The 10,439-nt window shown below is 59.5% G+C and carries 9 protein-coding genes; 6 read left to right on the forward strand and 3 right to left on the reverse strand.

All coding sequences use genetic code 11. The annotated features are described in order from the left end of the window. The first annotated feature begins 40 nt into the window (after positions 1-40). Genes BN1189_RS08375 through BN1189_RS08385 form a run of 3 tightly spaced genes read left to right on the forward strand, consistent with a single transcriptional unit; the run spans position 41 to position 3,628 of the window. Positions 41-436, forward strand: a complete 396-nt coding sequence (locus BN1189_RS08375) for a MerR family transcriptional regulator (protein WP_040227308.1) — start codon at positions 41-43, stop codon at positions 434-436. Continuing rightward, a complete protein-coding gene (locus BN1189_RS08380; protein ID WP_040227309.1) occupies positions 423-1,931 on the forward strand; it encodes a class I adenylate-forming enzyme family protein in 1,509 nt (502 codons plus the stop codon). Before BN1189_RS08375 ends, BN1189_RS08380 begins: the two co-directional genes overlap by 14 nt. After that, on the forward strand, positions 1,928-3,628 hold the full coding sequence (locus BN1189_RS08385; protein WP_082194198.1) for an acyl-CoA dehydrogenase family protein: 1,701 nt from the start codon (positions 1,928-1,930) through the stop codon (positions 3,626-3,628). The genes BN1189_RS08380 and BN1189_RS08385 overlap by 4 nt, the downstream gene beginning before the upstream one ends. 178 nt (positions 3,629-3,806) lie before the next feature. Here BN1189_RS08385 and BN1189_RS08390 read toward each other — a convergent pair whose 3' ends face one another. Both BN1189_RS08390 and BN1189_RS16085 read right to left on the reverse strand, forming a co-directional pair. Next, entirely contained in the window at positions 3,807-5,501 is a 1,695-nt protein-coding gene (locus BN1189_RS08390; RefSeq protein WP_052455758.1) for a DUF2207 domain-containing protein, read from the reverse strand. 122 nt (positions 5,502-5,623) lie between these two features. Further along, positions 5,624-5,791 carry a hypothetical protein gene (locus tag BN1189_RS16085; protein ID WP_179860934.1) on the reverse strand — a complete coding sequence of 56 codons (168 nt, stop codon included), beginning with the start codon at positions 5,789-5,791 and terminating at the stop codon, positions 5,624-5,626. Positions 5,792-5,984: 193 nt separating this feature from the next. Here BN1189_RS16085 and hutU point away from each other — a divergent pair, with 193 nt between their 5' ends. Continuing rightward, the gene (gene hutU, locus BN1189_RS08395) at positions 5,985-7,670 is read left to right on the forward strand and encodes a urocanate hydratase (RefSeq protein WP_040227342.1); all 1,686 of its coding nucleotides are present in this window, start codon (positions 5,985-5,987) and stop codon (positions 7,668-7,670) included. Then, a complete protein-coding gene (gene hutI, locus BN1189_RS08400) occupies positions 7,670-8,929 on the forward strand; it encodes an imidazolonepropionase (RefSeq protein WP_040227313.1) in 1,260 nt (419 codons plus the stop codon). Before hutU ends, hutI begins: the two co-directional genes overlap by 1 nt. A gap of 95 nt (positions 8,930-9,024) precedes the next feature. Here hutI and BN1189_RS15850 read toward each other — a convergent pair whose 3' ends face one another. Continuing rightward, positions 9,025-9,162 carry a sporulation histidine kinase inhibitor Sda gene (locus tag BN1189_RS15850; protein ID WP_143242281.1) on the reverse strand — a complete coding sequence of 46 codons (138 nt, stop codon included), beginning with the start codon at positions 9,160-9,162 and terminating at the stop codon, positions 9,025-9,027. 336 nt (positions 9,163-9,498) lie between these two features. Here BN1189_RS15850 and BN1189_RS08410 point away from each other — a divergent pair. Next, on the forward strand, positions 9,499-10,439 hold a 941-nt coding region (locus BN1189_RS08410), incomplete at its 3' end, for a M20 family metallopeptidase (protein ID WP_040227315.1).

Below are 10,439 nucleotides of genomic sequence, written 5' to 3' on the forward strand. Positions count from 1 at the left end.
TATAGAATAAGAGAAGAAGCGATCGGAGGAGGGAGGTTGTATGAAGACAATCCGGGAAATGACGGAGCAGTTCGGGGTCACTTCAAGGACGCTGCGGTATTACGAGGAGCTCGGCCTGCTGGATCCGGAGCGGACGGAAGGGGGCCGGCGGCTGTACCCGACGGCGGATGTCGTCCGGATGAAACTGATTACACGGGGGAAGCGTTATGGGTTTTCGCTGGACGAGATCAAGGAGATGGTGCTCCTGTTCGACAAGGACCGGAGCGGCCGGGCGCAGCTGGAGCGGACCATCCGGTATGGTGATGAAAAGCTGAAGGAAATCGACGACCGGATTCGGGAGTTGAAGGAGATCCGGGAAGAGATCGTGGAGCTTCGCGGAGAGTTTGCCGAGAAACTAAATCAAACGGAAGGGGGAAACAAGGATGAACAGTTCTGAAATGCTGGCGTTGAATGGGAGGAAGTATGCGGACGGGGAGGCGGTTGTCGGGATGGGACGGAGGGTCACCTGGAAAGAGCTGGACCGGGAGACGGACCGGCTGGCAGGTGCACTCAAGGAAAGGGGGATCGGGGAAGGCGACAAGGTGGCCCTGTTCATGCCGAACGTTCCGGAATTTGTAACCGCTTACTTCGCGGTGCAGCGGGTCGGTGCAATCGTCGTGCCGCTCAACGTGAAGCTCGCCGGGGCGGAGCTGGAATACATTCTTTCCGACGCGGACGCCGCCGGGATCATCGCCCATGAACTCGTGTTCGGGGCGGTCCGCGGCATTACCGGTCCGAAGGTCAAAATCAAGACGGGGGAACCGGAGGCCGGCTGGGAAAGCTTTGCCGACGTACTGGCAGGCGGACCGGATGAACCGGTTGCCTGCGATTTGCCGGATGAGGCTGAATCCACGATCCTCTACACATCCGGCACGACCGGGAAGCCGAAGGGCGTCTTGTTCAGCTACAAAAACATCCACACGGTATCCAGCATGATCTGCACGGAATTTGAAATGAAGCCGGAAAGCCGGCTGCTCATCATGATGCCGCTCAGCCACTCGGCGCCGCTCCATCTGTTCCTCATGGCGGGTGTAACTGTCGGCGCGACGCTCGTCCTGACGCCGACGTTCACGCCGGATCTCCTTCTGGATACCGTTGAAAAAGAGCGGACGACGCATTTCTTCGGCGCGCCGGTCGCTTATTTGCTGACGGCGGGACATCCGGGGATCGGAGAGGCCGATCTGTCATCGATGAAATGGTGGATCTACGGCTCCGCGCCGCTTTCGGCCCCGGAAGTCCGGAAAGTCCAGCAGGCGTTCCGGACGGACAATCTCGTCTGTGTATATGGCCTGACCGAGGCGGGGCCGAGCGGGACGCTCATGCTCGGGCCGGAGCACGCGGAGAAGGCGGGAAGCATCGGCAGGCGGGCTGCCCTTTACACGGAAATCCGGATCGTCGATGACGAAGGGAAAGACGTGAAGGACGGCGCTGTCGGGGAGATCGTGCTCCGGGGAGAAGGAACGATGATCGGCTACCACAACAATGACGAAGCGACGGCCGGGACGTTCCTTGAGGACGGCTGGCTGAAGACGGGCGACCTTGCGAAGTTTGATGAGGACGGCTACATCTGGGTCGTCGACCGGAAGAAAGACCTCATCATCTCGGGCGGCGTCAACATTTATCCGAAAGAGATCGAGGAAGCGATCCTCGTTTTCCCGGGCATCCGGGAAACGGCCGTGTTCGGCGTGCCTCATCCGGAGTGGGGAGAAACGGTGAAGGCGGTCTATGCGGCCGAAGGAGAAATCGATCCGGAAGCGCTGAAAGCCCATCTTGCAAAACGACTCGCTTCGTATAAAGTGCCTCGCCTGTTTGAACAGCTGGATGAATTGCCGAGAAACGCATCGGGCAAAATCCTGAAGCAAGTCCTGAAGGAAAGGGTGGAGACAACATGAGTTTGATCCGGGAAACAAAGAAGAAACCGGCTGTGCTGGCGGAAGGAAGGAAAGAGGACCGGCCGAACGCCTGGCGGGGGGACCGGACGCTGCAGGCCATTCTCCGGGAACGGCTCGATCCCGAATTGTTCGCCTATGCCGAAAAAGAACTCGACCGGTTCGGGGACCGGGTGCTGAATGAAATCGACGAACGCGCCCGACACACCGACCGGGACGGCCAGCCGAAGCTCATCCCGTTCGACCGGTACGGTGAAGAGATTTCCGAAGTGTGGGTGAATGAAGGCTACCGGCAGACCGTGAAAGAGACGTACGGGGAGGGGATCGTCGGGTATGTCCATAAGGAAATCCTCGAACTTGGCCGCAAAGGGAACTACACGTACAGCTTCGCTCAGGGCTATCTGCTTTCAGAAGCGGAGCCGGGGTTCTATTGCCCGGTGACGCTTTCGATGGCGACCGCCTATCTGCTCGACCATTACGCCGATGACGCTCTGAAAGCGCGGTTCCTGCCGCATGTCTGCTCAACGGGTGAGACGGAATTGTATGAAGGGGCCACGTTCCTCACCGAGCGGCAAGGCGGATCGGACGTCGGGGCGAACCTCGTCCGGGCAGTGAAAGAAGGAGACCGGTACTGGATCTATGGGGAGAAATACTTCGCGTCGAATGCCGGAATGGCCGGCGTCGCCATGGTCCTTGCCCGGATCGAGGGCGCCGGCGCGGGGCCGCGCGGTCTATCGCTGTTCGCCGTTCCGTGGAAAAAAGAAGACGGCAGCCTGAACGGACTGAGGGTGCGCCGGCTGAAGGACAAGCTCGGCGTTCGGGCCGTGCCTTCCGGAGAAGTGGAATTCGACGGGGCGGAAGCGTTCGTCGTCGGAGACCCGGCGAAAGGGTTTTATTACATGATGGAAGCGCTCAATCTGTCGCGCATCTGCAACGCCGTCGCGTCGGTCGGCATCATGCGCCGGGCGCTCGATGAAGCGCACGATTACGCGGCCCGCCGGAATGCATTCGGCCGCCGGCTCACCGATTACCCGATGGTCCGGGATACGCTCGGCAAAATGTCGGCAAAGCTGAACGCGGAGCTCCTGTCGGTGTTCGACCTGATCGATCTCTATCAGAAAGTGGCCGACGGAAAAGCGACGGAGCGCGAACAGGTGCTGAACCGGCTCTATATCGCCCTCCTAAAAAAAGAGACCGCCGAAGAGGCGATCCGCTTCACCCACGAGGCGATCGAAATGCACGGCGGCAACGGCTATATCGAAGACTTCGTGACGCCGCGCCTGCTCCGGGATGCCCAGGTGCTCACCGTCTGGGAAGGCACCGCCAATATCCTAGGCCTCGAGCTACAGCGGCTCGTGAAAAAATACGCGGCCCACGAGCTGTTCATCGAGGAAATGAACGCCCGGATCGGCGGGATTTCCGGCGCTGCCAAGGAAACCGTCGAGCACGTGATGGATTCATTGTCCGCAGATCTTATGACGTTCGCCGGGCTGGACGATCCGCTTCAGACATACGAGGCGAAAGGGCTCGCCAAGCGCATGGCCCACGTGTATGAGGGAGTCGTGGCGCTCGAATGGGCGGAGCGGGAAGGCGGCCGCTTCCGGACGCTCGCCGATGTGTATATCGAAGAGACATGGAACACCCGGGTGTTCGGCGGTCCGATGAAAACCGTCGATCAGTTTGATGAACTGATGGGCTGAAACGGAGAATATGGAGAAACGAAACGTATTGACGAAGATACGCAACGTTTCCGCAAAGATACGAAACGTTTTGCCAGAGATACGCAACGTTTTCCAAGAGATACGCAACGTTCCGCAGTCTCAATCACAAATCCGAAAATCCCCTCCAGCCGATTCGACCGGCCGGAGGGGATTTGACTTAGAATGCACCGGATCCGCCGCCTCCGCCGCCGGCTCCTCCACCGGCGCTGGTTCCGGAAGAAGAGGCGCTGGTCGAGTGCTGGGCAACATTCGACCCGGCGATGGAGAAGGCGTGGGTCATGACGAACGGATCCGCGTAGACGGCCGCGGTTCCGCTTGGCGTCCGGCGCTCCAGAGAGGAGAACTCGGAGAACTGGGTGCCGAGATGTTTGTCTTTCATGCCAACCGCGTAAATATAGCCGCGGAGACGGTCGTCTTGCGGAAGGGTCCGCCACTCCTCCGGATCCAGCTTCCCGAACTGTTCCGAGAAGGCGTTCCATCCGGCCCGAATGAGGTGGCCTTCCGGCGTGAGCGGTTTCAGGAGGGCGGCGGTGACGAACAGGATAAAGGCGAGCAGTCCCGCGATGAGCACATGGACGAACGCTTCGGCAATGCCGAAATAAATAGCGAGTCCGACCAGCATCACGCCGACCGAGGACAGGATGGTCCGGGTCAGGGGCCGCTTTTCCTTCAGGCCGGCGGTTTTCACTTCCACGTCCACCAAGGCCGCCCATTCCGCCATTTTTGCTTCGTAGCTGTCGGCCTGCTGCTCGGACTGGGTGAGTTCCCCGAGACGGGAAAGGTCGAGCCGACCTTCGGGATTAGCGAGCACCCGGAAGAAGAGATCAAGCAGGATCTGCTCGTGATCTTCCCCGGCGAGCCGGTCCGTCCGTTCGAATAGCTCATCGGACAGCTGGACAACCAGCCCTTTGCGTATCAGGTCCAGAAGGGAGGCGGACAGCCACTCGGCCTGTGGCACACCGCCGGTAGAGGTGAACTGGAGAACGGCCGGCATGCTGAGCGCGGTTTGCGGAACCTCGAGCCGGTCAAGTGCCGCTTCCCGGCGTGCCTCTTCTTTTTTCCTTTTTGCGATGAGCCATTCCCTGATGAAAACAAACAACAGGGGCGCACCCGCAATCGGCAACACGATGTTGCCGGCTTTTATTGCCGTCTCGTGTCTTCTTTCGGCGGCAGCCGCTTCTTCCGCGAGCCGAGTCCGGTCAGCTGCCAGCCCGTCGCGGACCGTGCCGCCGGACGCGGCCAGCCCCGGGAACAGTGCGGCGTCGAATACGACCCGGACATCCCCGTTTTTCTCTGACTTCACCCGCACCGGACCGAACCGCGCAGTCCCGTCCGGCTCCACTTTTTCAGAACGATACAAGGCATCGTAGCCGAGGGCCTCCGTGTTCGAAGAAGGGGAAGGGGGGCGGACAAAGATCGTCATCTTTTCATAGTCGGATTCGTTCCTGTCGTCAAAAAATGGCCAAATGAATTCGACTCCATCCTCGTGCTTGCTGAGCGCATCTGCAATCGTATAGTGCAATTCGACGGTGACGGTCTCATTTTTCCCGCTGCGGTGAACTTTGTACAGGTTGCCGTCCCGCTCGGTCTTCAGCGGTCTGCCGTCTTCAAACCCGGCGACGTCCAGAATCTTTGTCCCGGCCATCGGATGAAGCTCCCGGGTGATGCCGTTGAACTTGCCGCTGAAACTGTATGTGTGGAACTCTTTCACATTCACCAGGCCATCTTCGCCTGCCTGTGCATCGATCACACTCTCGGTGATTTCGTAATCCGCTGCCAGTGCCGGGTTTGGCAACAACAGCACGAGAAAGACCGCCGCCACGGCGGATAAAAAAACGGTCCAACGCCTCATCCTCTGCACCTCCGTCCAATCCGGAAACGGCCGTGCGCCGTTTCCTGTTATTCTTAGATACGGATAACATGTCGGAATAGTTTCAAAAGGGCCTGTCCGTCCAAATCAAAAACGGAGCGGCGTCAGCGCGCCTCTCCGTTTTCCTCGTCTTTCTTTGACTCCTCATCATTTTTCGTTTCCGGCGCAGCCGACAGATCGATCAGCCCGGACTTCGGCGTCTCTTCACCATCCGCCGGCTTGCAGACGCCGGTCTCCAAGTCGCAAATCATTTTAAGATTCTTTTCATCCATGAGGATCCTTCCTTTCGTTCTTGCTCTCTGTCCTTATTATACCGTGGTCAATGCCGGATTGCAGAGCCACGGCTTTTCCTTGCCGCCGGCTGCGGTTCACCCCTCTAAAGCACCACCACGCTGATCATTCCCGTCTGATGGCTGAACCTTGCAAACATTCATTGTACAATGGAAGAAAGGGAGGGGGATGGAAATGAAAGCGGATACGAAATCAATTGCGGCCGAGAAGGTGAAAGCGTACACGGGGACGGAGCTGCATACGAAAGGGTGGTTGCAGGAGGCGGCGCTCCGGATGCTCATGAACAATCTCCATCCGGATGTGGCGGAGCACCCCGACCGGCTTGTCGTCTACGGGGGGATCGGCAAAGCGGCGCGAAACTGGGAGGCGTTCGATGCGATCGTCGAGTCGCTGAAAAATCTGGAGAACGATGAGACGCTTCTCATCCAGAACGGGAAGCCGGTGGCGGTGTTCCGGACACATGCCGACGCGCCGCGCGTGCTCATCGCCAATTCAAATATCGTGCCGGCATATGCAAACTGGGACACCTTCCATGAGCTCGACAAGCGCGGACTCATGATGTATGGGCAGATGACGGCGGGCAGCTGGATTTATATCGGTTCGCAAGGCATCGTGCAGGGGACGTACGAGACATTCGCAGAGCTCGCAAAGCAGCATTTCGGCGGCTCGCTGAAAGGCACGATTACGCTCACCGCGGGTCTCGGCGGCATGGGCGGCGCCCAGCCGCTTGCCGTCACGATGGCGGGCGGAGTGTGCATCGGCATCGAAGTGGACGAAAGCCGGATCGACCGGCGGATTGAAACACGTTATCTCGACCGGAAGACCGATTCTATCGACGAAGCGATCCGCCTGGCGGAAGAAGCGAAGAGGGACGGCCGAGCCCTGTCGATCGGACTTCTTGGGAATGCGGCGGACATCCTGCCGGAACTGCTGGACCGCGGTTTCATTCCGGATGTCCTGACCGACCAGACGTCCGCACACGATCCGCTGAACGGCTATCTGCCGGAGGGCATGGGCCTGGAAGAAGCGGCACGGCTCCGCGAGACGGATCCGGAACTCGTCGTCCGGAAGGCCCAGGAATCAATGGCCAAACATGTCCGGGCGATGATCGGCATGATGGATAAAGGGGCCGTCACATTCGACTACGGAAACAATATCCGCCAGGTCGCGAAAGACGAAGGCGTCGACAGGGCATTCGACTTCCCGGGATTCGTCCCGGCGTATATCCGGCCGCAGTTCTGTGAAGGCAAAGGGCCCTTCCGCTGGGTCGCGCTCTCCGGCGACCCGGAGGACATCCGGAAAACGGATGAAGTGATCCTGCGCGAATTCAGCGGCAACGAGCATCTGTGCAACTGGATCCGGATGGCGCAGGAAAAGATCGCGTTCCAGGGACTGCCGTCGAGGATCTGCTGGCTCGGCTACGGGGAGCGGGCGCGGTTCGGCAAGATCATCAACGATATGGTCGCTTCGGGCGAACTGAAGGCGCCGATCGTGATCGGCCGGGACCATCTCGACTCGGGTTCTGTCGCATCTCCGAACCGCGAGACCGAATCGATGAAGGACGGCTCGGACGTCGTGTCGGACTGGCCGATCCTCAATGCGCTCGTGAATGCGGTCGGCGGAGCGACATGGGTATCGGTCCACCACGGAGGCGGCGTCGGCATGGGCTATTCTCAGCACGCCGGGATGGTCATCGTCGCAGACGGGACGAAGGAGGCGGAGGCGCGCCTCGAACGCGTGCTGACGACCGACCCGGGAATGGGCATCGCCCGGCACGCCGACGCAGGGTACGACCTGGCGATCCGGACGGCACGCGAAAAGGGCGTCCGGATCCCGATGTTGAAAGGGGAAGATTCTTAATGGATAACAAGCCGATCTGGATCAAGCATGCCGCCCAGCTGGCGACCATCGCAGGCGGGACGGCACCGCGGATCAGGGAAGGCATGTCCGATCTCGGACTGATCGAAGACGGCAGCGTCTGGATGGAAGACGGCAAGATCCGGGCCGTCGGGACGACCGCGGAGCTTGAGGAGCGCTACGCGGAACGCGCGGGGGAGGCGGAGATCGTCGATGCGAGCGGCAGGCTCGTCACGCCGGGCCTCATCGATCCGCACACGCATGTCGTCTACGGCGGAAGCCGGGAAAAAGAGTTTGAGATGAGGCTGGAAGGCGCCACTTACATGGAAATCATGAATGCGGGCGGCGGCATCCATGCAACCGCGCGCATGACCCGCGAAGCGACGGAAGAAGAACTGTTCGAGCAGTCCGCGCGCAGGCTCGATTCATTCCTCGCACACGGAGTCACGACGGTCGAGGGGAAAAGCGGTTACGGGATGGACCTGGAGACCGAGCTCAAGCAGCTCCGGGTCGCAAAGGAACTGAACGAGCGGCATCCGGTCGACCTCGTTCCGACGTTCATGGGGGCACACGCCGTGCCGCTTGATTACAAAGGCCGGGAAGAGGAGTTCGTCGACCTGCTCATCAAGGAAATGCTTCCGGCGGTGGCCGGGGAAGGGCTGGCCGTCTTCAATGATGTGTTCTGCGAAGTCGGCGTGTTCACGCCCGGGCAATCAAAGAGGATCCTCGAAGCCGGAAAGGAACACGGCCTCGTCCCGAAAATCCATGCCGACGAGATCGAGCCGTACGGAGGCGCCGAGCTTGCGGCGGAAGTCGGGGCGATTTCGGCGGAGCACTTGCTGAAGGCTTCGGATGAAGGGATCGAGAAGATGGCGGCGGCGGGCACGATCGCCTGCCTGTTGCCGGCGACCGCCCTGTATCTGCGGGAAGAAGCGGCCAGGGGACGGGCGATGATCGACGCCGGAGTGCCTGTTGCCGTCTCGACCGACTGCAATCCGGGCTCGTCGCCGACGACCTCGATGCCGCTCGTCATGAACCTCGCCTGCATCTCGATGCGGATGACGCCTGCGGAAGCACTCGTCGCCGCAACGCTGAACGCCGCCTGTGCGATCGACATGCAGGACAAGGTCGGCTCGGTCGAAGAAGGAAAGCAGGCCGACCTCGTCATGTGGGACGTGAAGAACTATCAGGAACTGCAATATCTGTTCGGCGTGAACCATGTCGAGAAAGTATGGAAAAAGGGCGAACAGGTCGTCGGATGAAAAAAAGCGGGCCGGATGGATTTCCGGTCCGCTTCTTGCTGTTCGAAATCTATCAGGCAGGCTGGCGGCAATGAAGCCGCGAAGCACCGCCGGAATCAGGATGTGACCGTCCCTCCGGAAAGGGACCGGCGCATCATTTCTTTCTCAAGAAGGAGGATGAAGCATTGATTGATTCCATGAGCGATCGCCGTGATGTAAGTCTCAAACAATAGTTCATCTGTCAGCTTATTCACAGATCTCACCTCCGCGTTGCAAATCAAGGGATTGCCCGTTGCAATTTCTACTTTAGCAGACAACCGGAGAGGGAACAACCGTTCCGTTATCCACAAAAACCGGTGGATAACTTGTGGATGGCTTGTGTAAACCGGATGGGGAACGCCAATTAACGGTGTGGACAGTGTTGACGAAGTTATCCACAGCGTCTGGATAAGTCGATTTTTGTCGAAAGATTTTCTTTGCCGATTGTTCTGTTGTTTCTCTTCTGCTGCATACGATGCAGGTCGGGCACCGGCTGCGGGATGTTATAATGAAAAGTGGAAACACTTAAACAACCGATTGGAGTGAACGGGATGAAGGAATTTCTCGAACAACGGCAGGAGGAAATGCTCGGTCTGCTCGAGCAGCTCGTCAACATCGACTCAGGTTCCCGGAACAAAGCGGGAATCGACCGGATCGGCCAAATTCTGAAAGACGAATATGCGGCACTCGGCTTCGATGTCCAGACGATCAGCCAGGAGATCCAGGGTGATCATCTCGTCATTCGCCATCCGGACGGGACGAATCCTGAAATCTTGATCGTGGCCCATATGGATACTGTTTTCCGGGACGGAACGGCGGCTGTGCGGCCGTTTTCCATCGAGAACGGAAACGCGCACGGTCCCGGAGTTGTGGACATGAAGGCGAGCCTCGTTTCCCTCCTTTATGCGATGAAAGCCATTTCGTCGGAAGGAGGGGCGGGCATCCGCAATGTCGAAATCCTGCTCACGAGCGATGAGGAGATCGGCTCGATCACAAGCCGGCCGATGATCGAGGCACACGCCAAAGGGAAAAAGGCGGCCCTCATCATGGAACCTGCCCGCAAGGACGGCTCTCTCGTCAGCGGCCGAAAAGGAGGCGGGGAATACGCCATCCGCGTCCACGGCGTTGCGGCCCACTCGGGAATCGAGCCGGAAAAAGGCAGGAGCGCCGTCGAGGAACTCGCGCACAAGATCATCAAGCTCCATGCGCTCACCGATTACAACGAAGGCATCACCGTCAATGCCGGCATCATCGAAGGCGGGGACGCGACAAACGTCGTCACGCCGGAAGCGGTCGCCTATGTCGACATCCGGACGACGAAGCTCTCCCAGGCCGAACCGCTCGACCGGAAAATCCGGGAGATCTGCGCCGTGCCGGACGTGGAAGGCACGACAATCACCGTCGAAGGCTCGATCGAACGCCCGCCGATGGAACGGACCGAAGGCACCGCCGCTCTTGTGGATCTGATCAAGGAGATCGGCGGGGGAAACGG

It is taken from the genome of Bhargavaea cecembensis (assembly GCF_000826125.2).
In the GTDB taxonomy this organism is placed as follows: Bacteria; Bacillota; Bacilli; order Bacillales_A; family Planococcaceae; genus Bhargavaea; species Bhargavaea cecembensis_B.